Consider the following 21,734-nt stretch of genomic DNA (forward strand, 5'->3'; position numbering starts at 1 on the left):
GGACATAAAAGGGGAATCAATGAGAAAAAAAATTAAAAATAAACGTTAACTTCAGCACCAAAATGAGTCGATCTCGTGCACTTGATTTGCACTGCTCACTTTCATCCGCCGCAGGTGGTATACATTGACCGCCCTATCCACAATGGCTCTTTTAATAGGTCTGGAGCAAAAAAATTAAGTTGATTGGAATAGGCCATGAAGTTTTCCCAGTTACCCCAAGAGGCATATTTGCTGCCAGGAGCCCCCCATAAACCTATACGATCTGCCACTGCAGATAAAAATGCCGTAGCTATTGTTATTCGTACAAATAGTTGTGTGTATTTCTGAGTCATAGTGGATTAATACTAATAGGACAAATTTATAATTATCAAAACCCCTAAAACTTAAACCAGTTTAAGAAAAATTGTTTAAGCGTATTGATTTGGTTTAAGTGTTCGGGTGAAAGATGCTATGGATGTGATAATGCTTTTTTCAAAGTTAATTAACAAGCTCCATATTCTTATTAATATAACGGTCTTTCAGAATGATTGATCAATGTTTAGCGAATACGAAAACTCTGTATCTAAAACTTCTTTTAAGTTATACAGTCACTTTACTTTAGATGTATAGAAAATCCCGTTTTTCCATTTTGTTTTTCAGGCTTTAGCTGTTGTTGGTCATTATAGTCTCCGTGATTCTGAAAACGATATGGTACTACTGGGTAATCTTCTAAACTATCCAGTTTAGTTTTCAATTTTTCAAGGTAAATTTTCAACTCGTTTTCAGAAATACTATGTGCCTGATACAATACTTCTGGAGGAATAACACTAATACCTGCATACCATAGCATTCCGTGTTGAATTGGAAATAAGAGGTCGTCTATATGACCGTTAATGCCCGTTTCTTCATATTGGGGTTTTCGTCCGCCGATTGTAACAGATAGCATAGCTTTTTTACCTTTAAGGGTACCATCGCCATATCGGTTACCCCAATACTTTCCGCCGTATTTACCAGTACCATAAGCAAACCCAAAGGCAAATACTCTATCCACCCAACCTTTCATAATTGCTGGCATACCAAACCACCATAGCGGGAATTGAAAAATAATAAAATTGGCCCAGAGCAATTTTTCTTGTTCATGACCAATATCTTGTGTTTGTGTTTTATTGGCAAATGCCGCACCTGAACTTTGCATATAGTTCAATCGCTCCTTTTCGTTATATTCGATAAAGTCGTTGCCATCGGCAACAGCTTTCCAATTCATGGCATATAAATCTGAAACCTTTACTTGATTCCCTTGTGCATTAAAGTAATCGAAATAAAAGTCTTTAATACTTCCATTTAGTGATTTAGGCTCTGGATGAGCGTAAACGATTAGTATATTCATTTATAATATTTTTAAAAAACTAGATTAAACAAATACCCCGAGATAACCATCCCAATGCCGAGTGTGACAAAAAAGGTGACAATTAACTTTCGCTTCATTACTTTTTTCAATAAAAGTGCTTCTGGCAGTGATAAACCTATAGAGGCCATCATAAAGGCAATCGCCGTTCCAAGTGGCACACCTTTATCAACCAGAGTTTCAATAACCGGAAGCACGCCTACAGCATCAATATAAAGTGGAATGCCAAGCAACACTGAAATAGGCACGGCAAATGGATTGCTTTCGGAAATATATTTCTCAAAAAAAGATTGCGGTACATAACCGTGAATAAAAGAACCTATGGCGATACCTATAAAAATATAAGGAACCAGTTTCTTTAAAGTTTCAACGGCTTCCGTATGAATTTCAGACAATCGTGCAAAGAAGGAACGTTTATCTTTCACCTCTGATTTAAAATTTACTTCCAGCTTTTTTAGCCAGTCTGCAACATATTGTTCCATTTTTAGCTTTTCCAACACAATACCGCCAATAACCCCAAGTAAAACACCTGTTATGATGTAAACAACAGTTACTTTCCAACCATAGGCCACCCAGAACAGTGCAATCGCAATTTCATTGACCAAGGGCGATGTGATTAAAAAAGAGAGGGCAATTCCCAATGGAATTCGTGCCTGCATCATCCCTACAAAAAGAGGAATGGAAGAACAGGAACAAAAGGGGGTTATGGCACCTAGGGCAGAAGCCAGTACATTTCCTAGTCCTGATTTTTTATTTCTCTCCAAATAGTTTCTGATTTTATCCATTGGCAAATAATTGGTCACAAAACCCATAACATAGGTTACCACTATTACCAATACTGATATGAGGATAAAGGTTGTGATAAAGTAATGCAGGGCCGTGGCAAACAGCCCTGCTTTCTCTAAACCTAATAAATCATAAACAATTAAATTGGAAAGTCTTGAAAGTAAGTTTTCAATTGTTTCCATTTTACGCAGGTTTTAGCACTGATAAAATATCGGCATCGGACTTTAGTTTTTTAAGGTCATATACCTGACCATTCACCACCAGGGAGGGGAAGCTCATTGTGCCATAAACCATTGTATCTTGCATTTCAGACAGCTCCTCGATATTCAGATCAAGATTGTTGTCATCTGCAATTTTTTCTAATTGTGCTTTGATGGGTGAGCCGGTTGCACAGCAGGAAGAATGTAGAATTTTGATTTCAGTACTCATAGTATGATTTTTTAAGATTAAACTTTACTATGTAGTCTGAACCAAGGTGTCAAAAGACACAAACTTTTGAAAAAATATTTTTTCGGAAACTATAAATTATTCTCTTTCTTATATTTAGTGAGATGATTTTTTAATGGGGTGCAAGAATCTTTTACGGTGCAAGTTGCAAAATTTCCTTCAGCATCATATTCAATGTTGCAACATTCAACAAATAGTTCTCGAAGTTTAACTCTTGCTCGTTGCACCCGCATTTTTGCACCTGAATGGCTTAAACCTAATCTTTCCGCAATAACATTTTGTGGAATGTTATCGATATCACTCCAATACAAAGGCTCAGCATATTTTTTTGGTAGGAACTGTATCATTGGAATAATAAAATCATGAACTGAAAGTTCAAATTGATTATTTTCATTATCTACTAAAGTATTATTGTATTCTAGTAATAAAGTATTATTGTATTCTAGTAAGTGGTTTAGTTTATTGTTTTTGAAGTAGTCGTAAATAGTATTTCGGCTTACTTGAAATAACCAGGCTTTTATGTTTTTAACCTGTATATCTTTTTGGTGTGATTCAATTAACTTTATCATCACCTCCTGAACGATATCTTCAGCTATTACTTCATCATTTACTTTTTTTAAAATATAGAATTTTAAAAAATCATAGAATTCTTGAACTACTTCATTTATATCACAACATTCTTTCTTCATATTAGTATTTAAAAATCTAATTTTCAATTTATTATAAAACTTTTTGTCTGATAATATAAACTTAAATAATTATTTTTTATTTGTATAAATATATCACTAGTGTCCACTTAAAATAAGTTGATTTTCAACTGGTTATCAGTTTGTTCATTGACATTATTGTAATTAGAATTTGTAAACAACTGTTTTACAGAAGTTTTGTCCAGTAGGGATACGCTGAGAACCTGTATGATTTCGTAGGTGGAATGCTCTATTTTATGTTCGTTTTTGAAAATAGAGACCAGACAATAGGTGATTATGGCCGCATTGATTTGTATGCGTACTGCATTTTCCGTGGTTCCCCAAAACGATTTTACCTTTAAGTGTTGCTTTATCCATTTAAAGAAAAGTTCCACCTGCCAACGTTGCTTGTACAGCAGTGCAACCTGTAATGCCGTCAGCTCAAAGTTGTTGGTCAAGAACACAAAGGTCCTGTCGTTTTCATTGTCATGGAATTTAATCCGTCTGATTTTATCAGGGTACTCCTTAGAGGTATAAAATCCGCTCATTTTTCCGGTTTGGTCAGCTTTCACTCCAGTGGATTTGTCAATCTTACAGGAATACATGCGATTGAATTTCAGGTTGGATTTGGCTCTTACCACGAAAAATGCCTGTTGGGTCGTGATGGTGTATAACCGATTAAAATCTACATAACCGCGGTCGAACACATAATAGGCCGATGGCTCGTAAATGAGATGGTCCATGGCATTGACATCATGTACGTCCGCTTCAGAAAAATGAACGAATGCAGGTATCCGGGTGGTAACATCAAATAAGGTGTGCAGTTTTATCCCCGCTTTTGCCTTGCGGAAAGTAGCCCACCAGAATACCCCCAGGCACAGATCAATGGTCGTGGAGTCAAAGGCATAAACCCTCCCGTTTATCCCTAAATCATTTTCACTACTCTTGCTTCTTGCCAGAGCTATTAGATAATTGGCATACTGTTCAAAAATCAGATAGGATCTTTTTTTATTGGCCTTTGCAAGGTTGCTCAAAGTAACACTTTTGCTAAACCCTAAATGGTAAGATTTGTTCTGGTGGGCTTTGATAACCACTAGCAGGTCCCGAAGGCTTTCCCTTCCGGAAACCTGACCAAAAACCATGCACATGAGCTGGTTCCAGCAAGTGAAGTGTCTTACATACTTGTTACCATTGTGTTTGGAAACAATCCTATCAAAAACCCGTTGGGGCAATAATTCAGTGAGTTGAGCGAAAACGTATTTGCCTTGATTCATAGGTTCGTGGAAAAATCACGAACTTAAAAAAAGTGCAATTCAAATCGTCACCGTCAAAAAACAGTGATATCTTTCTAATTATCAATAATTTCAAAGAACATTTTAAAATTTATAGTAGACACTAGTGGGTGCAAATATATAATTAATTATGTATTTAAGCAAATACTTAAATACATAATTACGAATTTTGGGAAAGTTTTAGCTCTTTTGGTTTTTAGAGCGTTGGATTTATGTGTTGGGAAAAACCGAAAGTGCTAAAATATGCGGCTGGTTTTCAGCTTGTGGGTAACGTCTCGGCTAAGCGTAGTGCGGTGGTAAGGAAACTTTTTCGTTTCCGTCTGTGCACGAAGCTAAAGCTTATTGTTTAGTTTTATTTTTTCTATTCTAAAGCTAAATCCATAAGATTTAGCGACTTCATAAATATACACAGACATTTCGATTGAGCCCTAAAGTCCGCATTACGTTTAGGAATTGTTGTAGTGCGTTTTTTCAGAGTTCTATATCCGTTATAAATTCGAGTGAGGAACCTTCTCTTAATTCCAAATTTTGAGTATTGTAAACCACTCCAGTTGGAGTATAGTAAGTTATATTACAGGGAATTTTAGTCAATTCTGCTAAAAAATCCAAGGTAACAGTTTCTGTATCGTTTAGTTTAATAACGTATTGAAAGGTCGATTCATTTGGTATAAATAATTCAATTGTATTATCAAACTCCCTAATTTCAGAATCAGGATTAGCAAATTCATTAGGAGGATTAAATCTGAAACCTAATCCATTTTGAAGTGTTATTTCTTCTGGGTTTACAGTACCATTTTCAATTAAATTATTACCGTTTGAATCAACTAATTTAATATATAAACTTGGAAATGCGGGGTCAAAAAGTTGACAATCAATACCATTATCATCATCATTCGAACAATTTGACAATAAAATGCTTATTACAATAAGTATGAAATTTTTTTTCATAAATCTGTTTACTATTAGATACTGAATTTGCCTTATGGTTGTGTCAAATGCACTACAACTACTGGATATCCGGAAAGTTCCGCATAACCATATTGATGTTGGATAAAAATAGTACTTTTTCACTATAAATCGATATCTTCATATTATTATGTCATTGCCTGATTTTGTGAAAATATTGGAGGTTAAGCGGTATAGCAGGAACACTATAGAGAGTTACTCTTCCATCGTAAAGATGGCGACTCAATTTTTTGAAAAGCCACTGAACAAGATTGATGAAACCGAACTTCACAGGTACTTCTATCATATGGTACACACCAAGAAAGTATCCTATTCCTACCAGAAACAGGTAGCGATGGCCTTGAAGCTGTATTACAGAGAAATTTTCGGTCAGAACATTAACTTGGAATATCTATTTCCGAGTAGAAAGCCAAATAAGCTCCCCGTAGTCATCGCAAGAAAGGAAGTTCTTAAAATCATTGAAAAAGCCAACAACATCAAGCATAAGAGCATGATAGCCGTGGTCTACAGTGCAGGCTTAAGGGTAGGCGAGTTGATTGCACTTGAAATCAAGGATATAGATTCATCCAGAATGGTGATACATATTAAATCAGGAAAGGGCAACAAGGACAGGATAGTACCCTTATCTGAAAAAACCTTGTCAATGCTTCGTGAGTACTATAAAGAATATACGCCCAAACGATACCTATTTGAAGGCCAAAAGGGAGACAGGTATTCTTCGTCAAGTTTCAACAAGCTTCTCCAGGCTGCTGCCAAAAGGGCGAGAATAAATAAAAACATCACCGCGCATACCTTGAGGCACAGTTACGCAACGCACCTATTGGAAAATGGTACCGATATTAGAATCATCCAAAAACTTTTAGGGCACAATTCCATTAAGACGACCATGATTTATACCCAAGTTACTGAACCTACTTTGTTGAATGTGACAAGTCCTTTTGATGATTGAACCGCTCCATAAATTGGCCGTTTTACGGCACAGTTGAATCCGCGTCAAAAAACATTCGTTCACAGTTCCATTTGTCGTTCTTTTTAGTAGTTTCGTTATATAACCTTTTACGGAACCAAATATGACGGTCGGATATGCCAGGGTGTCCACACCCGAACAAAAGTTGGAAGCTCAGATTGCCTTGCTCGAAAAAGAGGGTTGCGAGAAAATCTATACCGATATCGCCAGCGGTACAAGAGATGATAGAAAGGGCCTGAACGAGATGCTCAAATACATGAGGAAGGGGGACACCCCGACTTTTTAACATATCAATTGTTACTAAAAACCTGTTAATCGAATGATTATCAGGTTTTTTATTTTTTAGAGAAATCAAATGATTCGATTTAATGCGTCAACAAAAGTCAACAAATCGGATAACAAAACCGTTTTAACATTTGTGTTGACCTAATTGTTAAAGCAGCCTTTTTGGTTCGGTAAATAAATGTATCTTTATAAGTGATTTGGCTTTCGTCTGACAACACCTGTTGTTAACTAAAAGACGAAACAAATGAAAACATCGACCACCTTCAGTATTTTGTTCTGGGCAGACTTCGCAAGGGCAAAAGACAAGCAAGCTTCCCTCTATGCCAGAATTACCGTAAACGGAAAACGGGCGACCATTAGCCTAAAACGAAAAACTCTGGTCTCCGATTGGGACATCCACAGAAACAGGGCAAAGGGAAACAACCAAAAATCCAGAATGCTCAACAGCTATCTGGACGAAACCTACACCTTTCTTTTTGAATGCTACCGGGAATTAAAAACGGAACGCAAACTAATTACCGCACAAGCCGTAAAAGCAAGGTATTTTGGAGAGGACGACGATAGCCATTCCATTATGGACATCATTAATTACCATAATGAGGATATGGAGGGCAAGCTGAAATGGGGCACCCAAAAAAACTATTTCACTACCCAACGCTATATTTTCAAGTTCCTAAAAAAAGCATATAAGACTACCGATAAGTATTTACAGGAACTGGATTATGATTTTATAATAAAGTTCGAAAAGTATCTGCGGAGCTACGTTCCGGAGGACCACCAGAAACCGATGGGCAACAATACCGTAATGAAACATATCGAGCGGTTCAGAAAGTTGGTACACCTGTCGCAAAAATTGGGATGGATAGAACGTGACCCGTTCATCAACTTTAAATCCAAGTTCATAAAAAAGGAACGCGGGTTTTTGAGTCTGGACGAACTCCAGGAAATCGAAAATAAGGAACTGACCATTGCAAGGTTACAAATGGTAAGGGATTTGTTCGTTTTCAGTTGCTATACAAGTTTGAGCTATATCGATGTCATCCATTTGACGGAAGATAACATCTGTATAGGCATTGATGGAGAATTATGGATTCATTACAGACGTGAAAAAACAACCAAACCCATCCGTATACCATTGCTTCCAAAAGCTTTGGCCATTATCGAAAAATACAGAAACAATTACAAAGCCGTTGCCCAGGGTAGACTCTTTCCCAAAATATCCAACCAAAAGCTGAACTCTTATTTAAAGGAGATTGCGGATGTCTGTGGTATCAAAAAGAACCTGACCTTTCACATTGCCAGGCACACATTTGCTACTACCGTTACATTGAGCAATGGTATACCTATTGAAACGGTATCGAAGCTGTTGGGTCACTCGAAAATTTCGACCACCCAGATTTATGCCAAGGTCATTGAGCGTAAAGTAAGCGATGATATGCAAAAATTAAGGGTGCAATTTTCTGAACAGAAAGATGATTCAAACAAAGCTTATCACAATATGTGATAGGCACTTTAATAACCAAAAACTATAAAATGGAACTATCAATAATAAAAGAAAAAATCTTTACGATTAGAGGATATAAAGTCATGTTGGATTTTGACCTGGCCGAACTTTATGGAGTTGAAACAAGAGTGCTGAAACAGGCAGTGAGACGGAACATCGACCGTTTCCCCAATGATTTTATGTTTGAACTGACCAAAGAGGAGTTGGAGAATTGGAGGTCACAATTTGTGATGTCCAATGAATCTAACAAAATGGGATTACGATATGCTCCCTTTGCATTTTCTGAACAAGGGGTTGCCATGCTCTCCAGTGTACTGAAGAGTAAAAAGGCCATACAGGTAAACATTTCCATTGTTAGGGCTTTTGTAATGTATAGAAAGCATCTTGCGGACTATGGGGATTTAAAGGAACAAATAGCCAAACTTGAAAAAGAAATGAACGTTAAATTCAAGGACATCCACCAAGCGTTGAACTACCTATTGCAAAAAGATAAAGTACAGATTGACCAACAGAATAGGGAACGAATTGGGTTTAAAACCAATGATAAAAAACCAAGCCGATAAAGCTTGGTTTTTAGGTTTATATAGTACAGTAATTTTGTTAAAGAGTTGTCTCCAATACCACTTTTCTGCTCCCGTTCCGTTCCATCAGTTCCAGCATCAACTTTTCGTTATCGCCTAGGACAAACTTTGGAAGCACAAATACAAACCGTTGCGATTTCCCATCAGCAATAGCGTTGGGCATTTTATATTTATAAACAACCTCTTGTCTCAACCGTTGGTAAGAGGCTTTCCGTTTATTGTTGCCATTGGTCCGGTACACATTGAGATAGTCAATTTCGAAATCGATTCCGGATTTGTTCTTGACCTCCATTACCAGATGCACCTCGGAAGCATCGTAGACCATTTTCTGTAACTTTAATCGGATTCCTTTTTTACGTTTTACGGCAATGGTTTCAGAACCGGATCTGAGTAAATATTCACTAGCTCTTTGAAAATAAGCGGTTCTATCCTTATTGGTGGCGGTTGCTGGATTTTCAGTTTTGAGTATTTCCATTGTGGGGCTTTCATTGCCAATGCTTTCATCCTCGTCGATGAAGTAGTTCAGTTTGGTAAGTTTTTCGGAATATTTCAAGATATAGGAATACACCTTACCGTCACTGGTAACGGCCAAAAGATTGCTCTCGGTTCCCGGTTTTGCCTGTAACAGTCCAAAATACTGTTCCTTTTCACGGTTGTAGGTGAACACAAAATGGGAAATTCCTGTAATGCCCTGCCTTATGGGATTGGGAAAAAACAGGGCAACGTTCTTTTGGTCATTGGCATAAATGGTGTCGAGTGGTTTCTGTGCCTGTATAGATGTTGTAAAGGCCAATAGCAGTAATGTGATAAAAGTTTTCATAAGAGTAAGTTTAATAATTGCCCATCATGGGCTTTCCTTGAAATTTGGTCTTGGATATTTTTAAAATGAGTTTGTAGTTATCAGTTATTGTAACCTTGACATTGCGATGGTTACGCTGGAAAATTTTTTTGAAACCACTGACCTGAGGCACTCCGGTAATGTTAATGTCGTCCACCATATCCCCAACGATTTCATTGGTAACTTCTGCCCTAAAACTGTTTTCCACATAAATTCCCTCGCTACCGTCCTGATAGTCATGTGCCCTTAATCTTACGGGTTGATGGTTGATGTTTTCAATATCGATGATGGCCCTATTGGGCTTAAAACTGATAAATCCATAAATGGGCGTATTCCTGGAATAACGTTGCCCATAAATCATGGCATCCTTTAGGAGCCGCATCTGTAAGCGATAATTGTTTTTGACGGTCTGCGTACCATCTACACGGACGTAGATAAAACCGTCCGTATTTTTTGCATTCAAATCGTCATTCTCGATGGGGTGGGAAGCAAAAAAGAGTTGGTGCTCCAAAGCACGTTCCTTGACCTCGACTTCGGTTTCCTGCTCATCCTTGACGTCGATGGTGTCCTTTTCCTTCTTAATGGTCGGTTTTGATGGCCTGTACCTCGGATTGATATGTTCATAGGATTGTTCTGAATATTTTATCTGCCCTTGTTTGTAGATACTGTCCACCAATCGCATCTTTTCCTTGTCCAACAAATCCGGGTCATAAACGCCCGTAGAATCCAGTAGCCGTTCATCGTAGATGCTTGGGGCATTGGTTTGCCTAACCTCCTTCAAATCGTTCAGGGCATCCAATTTTGAATCGTACTGTTTTTGATCGTCCTCCAATTCTGGCACGGGAACCTGGTTGTTCTCTAGGGTCGGTTCTTCATCCTCTCCCAATACCAGCATGGCATAGCTTCCTATAAAAAGTAGGATACATACCAATACAATGGAAAAGATGATTTTGTTTTTTTCTACTTTCATTTTATACGGGTTTTATCGTTCACCATTGATTTTTCGTAATGTTTTTTCAAAAAAGTCGGTAATCAGCAATCCGTGGGTATTGTTCGGAAAGTTCCTATCCACCTTGATAAGGTTGCCCGTTGTGATAAGCTCGTAGGTATCGGTTATGGAACCCCGGTTGATTTCAAAAACGGTCCTGGTCTCAAACCTGTAAGGCTCGTTTTGGATATCCACTTTGGATTCGATGCTCAACACTTTTTGCACCAATGAATACTGTAACAAACGGTTATAGACCCCATCGGCCTTTTTCTGTCGATAGAGGGCATCCACTGAGCTGTTGCCCAGCCATAATGCCTTTTCCAGATTCCTTTCATAATTGCTCGCATCGATGTTGTAGAAGTAGGTATGGAACAGCTCCAGGTGCGCCAATGCCTCCACGTTCAGGTTTTCTTGTTGGGAAACGAGCTTCAAGGGAATTACACTACCGTTTGAGTTGACCACAAAGGCACTGCCCACGGTCTCCTTGTGCAGTTTGATGACCATCAGCATGGAAACAATACAGGTGAGCACAGCCCCTACAACGGCCGTCAATACAATAAAGCGGTTCAGCTTAAGGATGTTGTATATGTTTTTATAAGGTGTTTTCATTTTAAGTATGGATGATTAATTGTCTAATGTGCCTTTTAATGTGGATTATCCACCAGTGAAAAGTTTAAGGGTGAACGAGATGGCCCTACGGTACAGTTTGAACTTCAGGAATACGATAAACCCGATGGAGCCCAGTTGCAGCAACGGGGCAAAAAAGCTACTTCCCCAATCCGTTCCGAATAGGTTGCTCCAAAAATTGGTGTTGATTTCGGTATAGAGGTTGTTCAGGAATACATTGACCAAAAAGAAGGCGGCACCAGCATATACACCCCAGCATAGAGCTTAAAGAAATTGTAGGCCAAGGACCGGAACTTTTCAAATACGGCCAGACTGATGACCAATGGAAAAAACGCCTGCATGATGCCCAAAAGGAAAAACCGCTCCGCCAAGAACAAGGGATAGATGAACAAATCCAACAACCACAGAAAAACCCCGATGATAAAGGCTAGCATCTTCAACCCGTACAAAGGGGTGACCAGAGCCTCGTAGAGTATGGCCATTGCTTTTTTGGCGGCTTCCAAGGCACCCACATCCTGTTCGATGTCAATATCCTGCATCTGCAACGGGAGGAGTGCCGGAGCCGTGTCCCGGTATTGGGTCTCGATGGCCACCAAAATGGCATCGAAAACGCCCAATACCTGTGTAGAAAAAATGACCAAAATGACCACAGCTAAGTTTTTGGCCAGTTCCGCAGGGGTCAACCCCCAGGTATAGCCCTCGTTGTTCGCTACGCCCTCGTTGAACCCGTTAAAGTAAGTGTTGGTAAGCTCTAATATTTCGCTCTCTTTTAATTGGGTAAGGGACACCTTTCGGCTATTGTTGACAAAGGAAACGGCATCGTTTACCGAAGCGATGAACTCCTGTACAGTATGGTCCATCTGTTTATGGATGCCCTTTTCGACCTTACGGAACGGGTAGGTAAACTTGGTGGCGTTCAATGCCTTGTTGTATGGGAGAACAAAGAACAGATATGAACTATGTTTTAAATAACCACGCCCTTTAAAATAATCGTGGGTCGCTTTTTGGAGAAAGGTATCGTTGGGCAATTCGTTCGCCGTATAAAGGCTTTTTCTTTAAATGTCCTGTTTGTGAATAACCGTGGCCACGGGCAGTGATTTGGACGCCTGGATGGATAAGCCGGGTAAACTGACCCACCTTCGCCGGATGAAACTGACCATGGCAATTGGACTGCCCAGATTTGATCTATCCGTGGGTTAAACTTAGTTTTTATTTTTCAATTTTCTTCTCATTGATTCGCCTTTTATATCTATTCTGTGTGCCGTGTGCACCAAACGGTCGAGGATGGCATCGGCCAGTGTTCTCTCCCCGATAATGTCGTGCCACTTTGATACGGGCAATTGTGATGCTATTATAGTGGATTTTTTGCCGTGCCTGTCCTCGATGATTTCCATAAGTGCATGCCTATTGATGTTGTCCAATGGCTTAAGGCCGAAGTCATCCAAGATGAGCAAGTCCTGTTTTTCAAGTTTGTTTATTTGTTTTGGATAGGAACCGTCGGCCTTTGATGTCTTGAGCAGGGTAAAGAGCTTTGCAGTATTGAAGTACATCGTTTTTGATCCCATGGAACAGGCCTGGTGGCCGATGGCCGAGGCCAGGTAACTTTTGCCCACGCCGGTACTGCCGGTAATAAGTATGTTCTCCCTTTTTTGGATGAACCCGCAGGAACCTAGCCGCCGGACCAGGTTCTTGTCCAGTTGGCGCGACGGTCGGTAGTCGATGGCCTCCATGACGGCCGTATACCTGAACCTTGCCGACTTGGTCAATCGCTCTATCCTACGGTTGTGCCGGTCGTCCCATTCGCACTGGACCAGATAGGCGACCAGTTCATCGTTGGTGTAACCGGTCGACGGACCGCCGGTCTCCATTGTTGTGGTGAAGGCCCTGTGCATTCCATAGAGCCTCATTTCTTTCATCAATTGCATTGTTTTTTCGTTCATATGTCCTGTTTTTAATATTGTTCTATTCGTAGTATTCCCCTCCCCTTATGTTGTTGTGCTCGGGCATTTCCATATCCCCGTCCATACGTTCATCGATCTGGTCCCATCCCTTTTTTAGGATGCGCTCGACCATATTGTAATTGTACGCACCATATTCCGAGGCACGTTTGCACGCATTTTCAAGACGCTCCCTTCCGTACTTTTTGGCAAGGTGGAGCACGCCCAGACAAGATTTGTAGGATTGTTCCGGGTGTTGCTTCTTCTCCAGGATGGCAATGATGTACCCTTTACAGTGTCCGCCGATATTGCCCGCCCAATCGATGAACCTTTCACTGCTCCATTCGCTCACGAACCTGTGGTGCGAGGGCATATGGTCGGCCAAGGTGGTATAGCCGTATTTCTTCCTGTCCCTTGTATGTACGGCGAACCTTTCGTGCTTATGGTAGATCTCGACGATGTTATCGGTATAGACCAGCTTGACCTGTTTGCCTATATGTCTGTAGGGCACGCTGTAATAATGCTTGTCCTTCCCAAAATAGATATGGCTGTTCTTGTGTACGGTGGCCTGGGCATATCGTTTTACCTCATAGCGTTTCGCCGGTAACGGCATCAGTTCGCCCTTCTCGATTTCCATGAAAAGTGAACGCCTGGAATATTCCCTTCCCCTGAACGACATTGCGTTGTGTTTTTCCAGCAGTTCCCTTATCGCGATGTTGATATCGGTCATGCCATGGAAGACCTGGTTCCGTAAAGGGGCGAACACCCTGGTGTAGATTATCTTCACGGCGTTCTCCACTATGGCCTTGTCCCTTGGCCTATAGGTACGTGTGGGCAGTACCGCCGTTTCGTAGTGTTCGGCAAAGTCGGCGAAGACCTCGTTGACCTTGGGCTCGTAACGGCTGCTCTTGGTGACCGCCGACTTAAGGTTGTCGGGCACCAGGGCCTTTGGTACGCCGCCGTAGAACCATAGTGCGTTTTCGGTGCAGCGGATGAAGTCCTCCAGTTTTTGGCTTGCGCAGGCCTCTACATAAGTATATTGGCTGCTGCCCAGTATGCAAACGAACACCTCCAGTTCCTTCAGTTCACCGGTTTCCCTGTCAACGAAGTGGAGTTTCTTTCCCGTGAAGTCTATAAAGAGCTTGTCGCCGGCCTTGTGCTCCATGTGCATTACCGGAGAGGTCTCCTTGCGCCATTCGGCGTACCAATACTTGAACTGTGAGAGCTTGAAGCCATCGGGGTGCTTGGCATAATATTCCTCCCACAACAATTGCCTGGTCACCCCGGTCTTGCGGAGCTCTTTGTCAAAATAGGGGAAGTACTGCCGTAAGGTCAGCAACCGTTGGCTCTTGCGCTTTTGACCGTCCTTGAAAAGGTTGTGGAGTTCCTCCAGGGTCATCTTCTCCACTTCGTAGGCCGTAAAACGGTACCGCCTGAAGAACTCGATGTACTTCCTGACCGTGACACGGGATATGCCCAATTGTTGGCTTATCCTCCGTTTGCTAGTGCCGGAGGTGTAAAGTTTGTAAATCAGTTTTGTTTTTCGCATGTCTATCTGCTTGTTCGCCATGGTGCTTTTTAACAAAAAAAGCACTTAGACTTTTTACAGATAGATCGAATCTAAAAGTGGTCCACTTTGGCCCGGCGAGGGTGGGTCACTTTCGTCCGGCCAGCTATGGTCACTTTAACCCGGCGAGGGTGGTATACTATGTCCGGCGTTTCCAGCTTTTACAGCTATTTCAATTTTATATTCTTTCATTTTTTGAGCATTAACATTAATAAAGAAGGCACTAGCAAATAGGACTAATAAAACTTTCATAATAAACAGTTTGTAATTTGGTTTAACTTTATCTAATTTTTGATTTACTTCTTTTTAAGAAACATCCTTACACTATCGTTTTATTACTTAAAAACTATATTTAAACCTTAAATAAATACTATTTCCAAGGTTAGAAAAATTATCTTTTTGCTTACCATAAAAAAGTTGCCCAGTAACATCAAAATCCCAATTTTGGGATATACTATAAGTAAACTGTGGCATAAAAAAAACCATATCAATATCAGCAGCATATATAGAAGCTATTGAACCTGCTATTGCTGGTGTAAATGTTTTAGAAGCTTGACCAAAAAAGGACCATTTATTTGGCATCAGGTGTTTTACGTCAATAGATTCACTGTATAATTGAGAAGTATCATAAGCATTTGTGTTACTTATACCATCACTATTATATAATGTAGAAACATTTAAGGAAATATCATTTTTGAAATAATAATCAAACGAAATGGAACCTACAAAAGCATTGTCTTCGATGGAATTGCCATAGGGCATAAAATAACTTAATTCTCCTTTGAAACCCATATCTTTTATAACACCTTCCCAGCCTAACCCCAAGGTGTAATTTTCCAAATATTTGGCGACTATCATTTGAAAATCATATTGAAATTTGTTGAAATTATACTTTATAGCCACTGTATTATTTTTCCATTGATCTGTATAATTAATGGCAAATTCGAAACTAGAATTTCCTGAAGTAAAATATTTTGCTCTTAAGGCATCTGTCCCTGGTCGCTCTTCATAATCAAAATCAAAAAAGCTGTAAGCATTAAAAAGGTCATTAGGATTCCAAACTAAATTCTTACCCCAATTTATACGTTGACGACCTAAAACCAACTGCCATTTACTTGAATGATAATCTACATACAACCGGTCAATATTTGAAAGCAAAATAAGTGCTGGTTGATTTATTAATAAAGCAGTCATATCAATATCTTGGTTTGAATTTTCAACCATTGACGCATAGTTTGGAATTGATTTAACTGAAGTACCCCAAAATATCCTGTTACGTAATTCGATTGCTAGTGTAAGATTATCGTTGGCATACATCTTAAAGTTTAATCTATTATGAATTAGGTTGTCATTTCCTATACTATCCAAGGAAGTAAAACTAGAAGTGTTTAAATACTTTACATAACCCGAAAAGTCTACATGTTCAGAAACCCAATTTTGCTTTTCCTGTGCCGTCATATTGATTATTGATGCAATAACCAAAATATAGAATACTATGTGCTTTGTTAACTTCAACTTAATTACTTGGTATCCTTAATTATTTTACCATCTTCCAATGTTACTATACGATGTGCCCTATCAATAACGCGTTGATCATGCGTTGAAAAAACAAATGTTATTCCTTCTTTTTCATTGAGTTGCTCCATAATGTCAAGAAGATCTGATGTGGATTTTGAATCTAGATTAGCAGTAGGTTCGTCAGCTAATACAAATTTAGGTTTAGAAGCCAATGCTCTGGCCACTGCAATGCGCTGTTGTTGACCACCACTCATTTCATTGGGGCGTTTTGATGCTTGACTATCCAAACCAACCGATTTTAACAGGGCTTCAACTCTATTATCAATTTCTTTCTTTGACTTATGCTGCAAAAGCATAATGAAACCTACATTTTCCTTGGCATTAAGGACTGGGATTAAATTATAGGCCTGAAATACAAAACCAATATTTTGTAATCTGAAATTGATAAGTTCGTTTTCCTTCATTCCAATGATATCAATTTTGTCGACAAACACCTCTCCTGAATGGGGTCTGTCCAGCCCACCAATAATGTTGAGCAAGGTGCTTTTTCCAGACCCAGAAGGTCCAACAATAGCAGTGAATTCTCCTTTTTCTACATCCAAGGAAACGCCATTAAGCGCTTTCACTTCGTTACCTTTACCCTCATTATAAACCTTTATTAGGTTTTCTGTTTTTATAACATTCATTTTTGTTGAGTTTTAAATTTTATCAAATAGCTTTCACGGCCTCTGCCGGATTTAATTTTAAAGCCCTTCTTGCTGGTATTACGGCCGCAATCAAAGCGACAGAAAGTGTCATTAAGGTAATATCAACATACATAGCAAATGGCAGTTTGGTAAATACTCTTGCACCCATTCCTAAACTTTCCAATCCTTTGGCAACAGCTGATAAATTGATACCATGCCTACCAAAATATTCAATCGTCCATATTGACAACAATACACCTAGAAGCGCCGCTATAAAAGCCAAGAAAAGTGTTTCCAAAATAATCATGGTAAAGACTTTTCGTTTATCCATACCAACAGATAGCAACATCCCTATTTCTCGTTTTCGTTCCAGAACCGCCATGAGCATAGTATTAACAATGCCAAAAGCCAAGGCTAATAAGATAATCCCCATAAAAATGTAAATAAAGTTGCTCATGGCTTCTTGGGCATAGCCCAATTCTGGTGAAAGTTGATCCCAACTTTCTACGGAATTGTTTGTTTTGATTTGGCTCTTTACAGTTTCAGTTTCAGTAATGTTATCACACAAGATGGCTATTTCATGGTATTTGCCACTTAAACTAACTAGTGGAGCTAAATCATCATACTTCACAAATACATTTTCCTCATCAAACGAACTGTTTATGGTTTTAAAAATTCCTTCAACCCTAAAACCAGTTGAAACGGTATTATTATTGGAATCTTGAAAGTTGAGTACCACCTTGGAATTGACTTTAACACCTAATTTATTGGCTAGTTTTTCCCCAATGATAATTGGATTTCTTTTTAGTTTGTACAAATAGGTTCCTTGCACCAGTTTTTCTGAAATATCTGTGACATTTTTTTCTTTATCAGGGAATATTCCCATAATCTTCACACCATAATTACCATGAGCTGTAGATGCCATTCCTTGTAATACCAACCGTTTCGTATAAGCCGTTACATGACTCATGGTGTCTATTTCTTTTAAAAGAGTATTACTTCCTATGATAGTATCTTTTTTATCAAAATTTTCCTGAAAACCAGCATTGTGAATTTGGATGTGGGACAAATTTGTATTTATAAAACTACTCAAACGCTGATCGTTCATACCGGAGACCATGGCCATGATAAACAACCCAGACCAGATGCCTAAAACTACCGAAGCAATGACAATACTGCTTCGTAGTTTATTACGCCAAACGTTTCTCCAAGCAATCATTAATAATGTTTTCATTTTGTTACTTTAAAAAGTTAACCTCTCATAGCATGCAGAGGATTCAGTTTTTTAATAATTAAGATAGGATATAGAGATACCAACAAGGCTATTATGAAAATTAGTGAAGCATGCACCAAGGGCAGGTCAGGTTGTATGTAAAATGGAATTTCTGCAGTAAACCCGAAGTTCTCCATCATTTCGGCTTGTGTACCAGGTAGTACCAAAGGGTCGTAGTGTTTCCACAACATGATTGGATACGCAAGAAGAACACCCATAATTACTCCCAACAATGATAGTATAATGGTTTCTATAAACACCATAAACATTAACTTGCCTTTTTTCATCCCAATAGAGACGAGCACACCAAATTCATATTTTCTTTCTTGTGTCATCATTAGTACGGTGCCAAAAATTCCAAAGATGAGAATCATGTACAGGATAGCTATCATCAACAATCCACCAACACTATCTGCTAAAATGGTTTGTTGCAATTCAGGCATCATTTGTTGCCAGTTCATTACTTCATAGTTACTGTCCAACTTGCTTGAGATTGCTTTTTGCAACGACTTAAGTTGGACATTGTCATTTTTATCTACCACAAGACTTGTAACAATGCCAGATGCACTAAAAAGATTTTGGGCATCTTCCAAGGACATCATAGCCGTAACTTTATTCAAGGCAGGGTTTTTCAAGTCTATAATTCCAGAAATATGAAATTTATCAGCAGCCAACATTCCATGGTATCCCTGTCCTACAAAAACCAAAGTATCATTGGTTTCTACTTTAAAATAAGAGGCTACTCCTTTTCCTATAATAATATCCTTTGGGTTTTGAGGAAGGAAACCTGTTATCAATTTTGAATTTATATCCTGTAATTTTTGTTCCTTCTTAAAATCAACCCCATTGAGACTAATTACTTTAGTAAGGTCGCCAAAGGACAATAAACCATAATTTTCCAATCTTGGTAAAATCGTTTCAACACCTTCTGTGTTTGACAATTGATTAATTAAGTTACTAGTTACAATTATTGAATTATCTATTGATCGATTATCCCAATATCCTTTATGATGTAGCTGTATATATCCTGTATATGAACCTACCACATTGTCTATCATACCCTTATAAGTACCCAACTGCATAGAACGCATGATTAAGGAAAGGAATATTGCTATGAGTATAGAGGCTACAGTAATTAGACTCCTTTTTTTATTACGCCAAATGTTTCTCCAGGCAATTTTTAGAATCATTGTTTACTAATTAATAATTAATGGATGCGTTTCATGTAATTGGTGGTAAAGTATTCATCAGGTATATCGATACCAAACTTCCACTGACTATAACTAATTACCGTAGATTGTCCCGGTTTATCGACCGGCACAACAGTTAGTTTTGAAGGAAGTAACTTGCCATCAAATGTTTTTACGTCCGATCCTATCATTTGGTTGACCAAAAACATATCTTCATCATAAAAATCTGTCTGCATCTGCATGTATTCTTTTTCATCAATCCAAATGATTATTTTTCCCCAAACAACAGCGGCATTAGGCTTTGGGGTCAACTCTATTTTCCAGCAGGTGTAACCTTCCTTTTCTTCTTCACCAATAATTTTTTTATCATAATCTGTCACCAGTGAAGATTGTTTTACCAAATCATCATTTGTTAAATCGGTGCCCATCCAATTCTGTAACATCATTGAAGGCGGAAACTTTACTGTTCTTTCAATTGTTGGCAGGTAATTCCAAACCTCTTTTTCTCGCATGAGAAAAACAGTGCCCTTTTCTTTTGCTGGACTGGTTATTACTGAAACTGTATAATCTGAACCTTTTGACCAATATTTCATTTTCAATTCTTTGGACCACTTTGGTCTATTGATATTGATGGTGATCTCAGAATAGGACGATTTTCCCCTAAGTTTATCATCAGCATTTTTAACAATTTCATCAGCATTTTGACTAAATGAGAAGTTAGAAACAACCATTAACAATAATAATAACTTGTATTTCATGGTAAATTTTTTTTAGAATTTATGTAACCTTTTATAATGTTTTCTTTAATCGAGTTTAAAGGATATGATTCACCAAAAATCATATATTGAATACCAATGCCATCCATTAGCGCCCCTAGTTTGACAGCTTCATTTTCAGGATCATGGTGACCTATCATGGTAAAAAGTTCTTGCAATTGTTTGGTAAGTTCTTCATATACGGATGAAATTGTTTTATGAACTGACGGTATAGACCCTACATGTATGGCCAAAGACACAATAAGACTCCAAAGCTCTTTCTTTTCTTCAAGCAACTTAAAATACCCCTCAACTACTGCCTTAAATATATCTTCAGGGCTTAAATTTTTTAAATCATCTTCAGACAGATTTAATTCTGATGCTTCCTTTAAGGCAAAATCAACAGCCTCATTTAACAATCGTTCTTTATTATCAAAATAGTTGTAAAGAGATCCTTTTGATATGTTCAATTCATTGGCAATGTCACTTATTGAAGTATTGAAATACCCCTTGGTTGCAAATAGCCGTAGTGCCCCTCGTATGATTTTTTCCTTCTTTTCTTTTTTATGGGCTTCTAATTGTTTTTCAGTTCTTGGACTCATATTTTAAAATGAACGATTGGTCAAAATTAAAAAATTAATCCAAAGAAAAAAAATAAAAGAATTGTTTTTAGATTAAGTTTATAACTTATTATTTTACTATGTTTTGAGTCTCTCTATAAACTCTCTCAAAATTCAATCTTAAATCTTCAGTTGAAAATAGATTTGCTTTTTTAGGAAATAGCTTTTGAATTGGTTGCAGTTTGAAATGAAGTTTCTTATCCTTCCCATCCGCAAAAGTGATAAATTCCCCTTGTTTCAATCTAAAGAAAGCGTCTGCCCTCCGTTTGGATACCTCTCTTTCGCCTTTGGTGATTCGACTCTCAAAACTCAACCCACTGCTTTTACTTATGCTTTTGGTCGGCGTTTTGATAATTTCAAAAAATCGTTCATAATATTTTGCAGTATCCGGGTCATTGACCTTACCAAAGAATTGATAAGATAGGTTGCTCAAAATGGCCTTACTCGCTTTTTCACCATAGAGCATATCGTTCTGGATCTTATCCTGCATTACATAAATGGTAGCAATATCATAGCTTCGAAGTGTAGCCGGAATACGGTGCATATTGAGCAACTTTATAGTAGGTGCTTCTTCCATCATCAAAAATGAGGATTTCTGCCCCCTGATTGCAAAAAACGGGCATAGTATACCACCTTCGGCGGGTCAAAGTGAGCCACCCGCGGCGGACCAAAGTGAGCATAGTGGGGCGGATGAAAGTGAGCCACTAAAAAGATCGATTCTATTTGAGTGTTGCGATGGTTTCTTTTGTAAAAAAGACCATGGCGAACAAACAGATAGATATGCGAAAGGCAAAAAGGATTTACAAATTGTACGGCGAGGGGGCCAGCAAGCGACGG

22 protein-coding genes and 2 pseudogenes are annotated in these 21,734 nt (G+C 38.6%); 4 read left to right on the forward strand and 20 right to left on the reverse strand.

Annotated features, from left to right (window positions below; translation table 11 throughout):
- Window positions 1–592: 592 nt before the first annotated feature.
- The 6 genes from AC13CS_RS00265 to AC13CS_RS00290 form a co-directional block, all read right to left on the reverse strand.
- Window positions 593–1,366: an NAD(P)H-dependent oxidoreductase gene (locus AC13CS_RS00265; RefSeq protein ID WP_093980797.1), complete on the reverse strand. Its 774-nt coding sequence runs from the start codon at window positions 1,364–1,366 to the stop codon at window positions 593–595.
- A gap of 11 nt (window positions 1,367–1,377) precedes the next feature.
- Window positions 1,378–2,352 (reverse strand): permease, encoded by a 975-nt coding sequence (locus AC13CS_RS00270; RefSeq protein WP_093980796.1) that lies wholly within the window; start codon window positions 2,350–2,352, stop codon window positions 1,378–1,380.
- Window position 2,353: 1 nt separating this feature from the next.
- Window positions 2,354–2,599: a thioredoxin family protein gene (locus AC13CS_RS00275; RefSeq protein WP_093980795.1), complete on the reverse strand. Its 246-nt coding sequence runs from the start codon at window positions 2,597–2,599 to the stop codon at window positions 2,354–2,356.
- Window positions 2,600–2,688: 89 nt separating this feature from the next.
- Window positions 2,689–3,306 carry a sigma-70 family RNA polymerase sigma factor gene (locus AC13CS_RS00280; RefSeq protein ID WP_482888254.1) on the reverse strand — a complete coding sequence of 206 codons (618 nt, stop codon included), beginning with the start codon at window positions 3,304–3,306 and terminating at the stop codon, window positions 2,689–2,691.
- 107 nt (window positions 3,307–3,413) lie between these two features.
- Complete coding sequence (locus AC13CS_RS00285) at window positions 3,414–4,577, reverse strand: IS4 family transposase (protein WP_093980793.1); 1,164 nt, start codon at window positions 4,575–4,577, stop codon at window positions 3,414–3,416.
- A 489-nt stretch (window positions 4,578–5,066) separates the two neighbouring features.
- Window positions 5,067–5,543, reverse strand: a complete 477-nt coding sequence (locus AC13CS_RS00290; RefSeq protein ID WP_093980792.1) for a hypothetical protein — start codon at window positions 5,541–5,543, stop codon at window positions 5,067–5,069.
- A gap of 148 nt (window positions 5,544–5,691) precedes the next feature.
- On the opposite strand from AC13CS_RS00290, the gene xerA reads away from it, so the two are divergent.
- The 4 genes from xerA to AC13CS_RS00310 all read left to right on the forward strand — a co-directional run bounded on the left by xerA (window position 5,692) and on the right by AC13CS_RS00310 (window position 8,880).
- Entirely contained in the window at window positions 5,692–6,510 is an 819-nt protein-coding gene (xerA, locus tag AC13CS_RS00295; RefSeq protein WP_136567480.1) for a site-specific tyrosine recombinase/integron integrase, read from the forward strand.
- A gap of 121 nt (window positions 6,511–6,631) precedes the next feature.
- A complete protein-coding gene (locus tag AC13CS_RS00300) occupies window positions 6,632–6,814 on the forward strand; it encodes a recombinase family protein (protein WP_482888255.1) in 183 nt (60 codons plus the stop codon).
- Window positions 6,815–7,057: 243 nt separating this feature from the next.
- Window positions 7,058–8,317 carry a site-specific integrase gene (locus AC13CS_RS00305; RefSeq protein WP_225604062.1) on the forward strand — a complete coding sequence of 420 codons (1,260 nt, stop codon included), beginning with the start codon at window positions 7,058–7,060 and terminating at the stop codon, window positions 8,315–8,317.
- Window positions 8,318–8,346: 29 nt separating this feature from the next.
- Complete coding sequence (locus tag AC13CS_RS00310) at window positions 8,347–8,880, forward strand: ORF6N domain-containing protein (RefSeq protein ID WP_225604063.1); 534 nt, start codon at window positions 8,347–8,349, stop codon at window positions 8,878–8,880.
- Window positions 8,881–8,917: 37 nt separating this feature from the next.
- Here the strand turns inward: AC13CS_RS00310 and AC13CS_RS00315 are convergent, their stop codons facing one another.
- From AC13CS_RS00315 to AC13CS_RS00380, 14 genes and pseudogenes are all read right to left on the reverse strand, one after another.
- Window positions 8,918–9,718: a DUF4138 domain-containing protein gene (locus AC13CS_RS00315; protein ID WP_225604064.1), complete on the reverse strand. Its 801-nt coding sequence runs from the start codon at window positions 9,716–9,718 to the stop codon at window positions 8,918–8,920.
- Window positions 9,719–9,728: 10 nt separating this feature from the next.
- The gene (traM, locus tag AC13CS_RS00320; RefSeq protein WP_225604065.1) at window positions 9,729–10,706 is read right to left on the reverse strand and encodes a conjugative transposon protein TraM; all 978 of its coding nucleotides are present in this window, start codon (window positions 10,704–10,706) and stop codon (window positions 9,729–9,731) included.
- A gap of 12 nt (window positions 10,707–10,718) precedes the next feature.
- Window positions 10,719–11,333 carry a conjugal transfer protein TraK gene (locus AC13CS_RS00325; RefSeq protein ID WP_225604066.1) on the reverse strand — a complete coding sequence of 205 codons (615 nt, stop codon included), beginning with the start codon at window positions 11,331–11,333 and terminating at the stop codon, window positions 10,719–10,721.
- Window positions 11,334–11,378: 45 nt separating this feature from the next.
- Window positions 11,379–12,076, reverse strand: a pseudogene (locus AC13CS_RS00330) (hypothetical protein); the annotation flags it as partial.
- A 477-nt stretch (window positions 12,077–12,553) separates the two neighbouring features.
- On the reverse strand, window positions 12,554–13,291 hold the full coding sequence (gene istB, locus AC13CS_RS00335; RefSeq protein WP_225604039.1) for an IS21-like element helper ATPase IstB: 738 nt from the start codon (window positions 13,289–13,291) through the stop codon (window positions 12,554–12,556).
- A gap of 22 nt (window positions 13,292–13,313) precedes the next feature.
- Window positions 13,314–14,858, reverse strand: coding sequence for an IS21 family transposase (istA, locus tag AC13CS_RS00340; RefSeq protein ID WP_482888256.1), 1,545 nt, complete (start codon window positions 14,856–14,858; stop codon window positions 13,314–13,316).
- Window positions 14,859–14,972: 114 nt separating this feature from the next.
- Complete coding sequence (locus tag AC13CS_RS00345) at window positions 14,973–15,107, reverse strand: hypothetical protein (protein WP_482877140.1); 135 nt, start codon at window positions 15,105–15,107, stop codon at window positions 14,973–14,975.
- Window positions 15,108–15,194: 87 nt separating this feature from the next.
- Window positions 15,195–16,313, reverse strand: coding sequence for a hypothetical protein (locus AC13CS_RS00350; RefSeq protein ID WP_482888257.1), 1,119 nt, complete (start codon window positions 16,311–16,313; stop codon window positions 15,195–15,197).
- A 62-nt stretch (window positions 16,314–16,375) separates the two neighbouring features.
- The gene (locus AC13CS_RS00355; protein WP_094998139.1) at window positions 16,376–17,059 is read right to left on the reverse strand and encodes an ABC transporter ATP-binding protein; all 684 of its coding nucleotides are present in this window, start codon (window positions 17,057–17,059) and stop codon (window positions 16,376–16,378) included.
- 22 nt (window positions 17,060–17,081) lie between these two features.
- Entirely contained in the window at window positions 17,082–18,293 is a 1,212-nt protein-coding gene (locus AC13CS_RS00360) for an ABC transporter permease (protein WP_482888258.1), read from the reverse strand.
- Window positions 18,294–18,310: 17 nt separating this feature from the next.
- Window positions 18,311–19,522: an ABC transporter permease gene (locus AC13CS_RS00365; RefSeq protein WP_094998141.1), complete on the reverse strand. Its 1,212-nt coding sequence runs from the start codon at window positions 19,520–19,522 to the stop codon at window positions 18,311–18,313.
- Between the two features lie 17 nt (window positions 19,523–19,539).
- Complete coding sequence (locus tag AC13CS_RS00370; RefSeq protein WP_482888259.1) at window positions 19,540–20,280, reverse strand: outer membrane lipoprotein-sorting protein; 741 nt, start codon at window positions 20,278–20,280, stop codon at window positions 19,540–19,542.
- Window positions 20,277–20,879, reverse strand: coding sequence for a TetR/AcrR family transcriptional regulator (locus AC13CS_RS00375; protein WP_482888260.1), 603 nt, complete (start codon window positions 20,877–20,879; stop codon window positions 20,277–20,279). Before AC13CS_RS00375 ends, AC13CS_RS00370 begins: the two co-directional genes overlap by 4 nt.
- Before the next feature lie 88 nt (window positions 20,880–20,967).
- Window positions 20,968–21,507 (reverse strand): annotated as a pseudogene (locus AC13CS_RS00380) (TraM recognition domain-containing protein); the annotation flags it as partial.
- Window positions 21,508–21,734 lie beyond the last annotated feature (227 nt).

It is taken from the genome of Flagellimonas sp. B-3 (assembly GCF_056857835.1).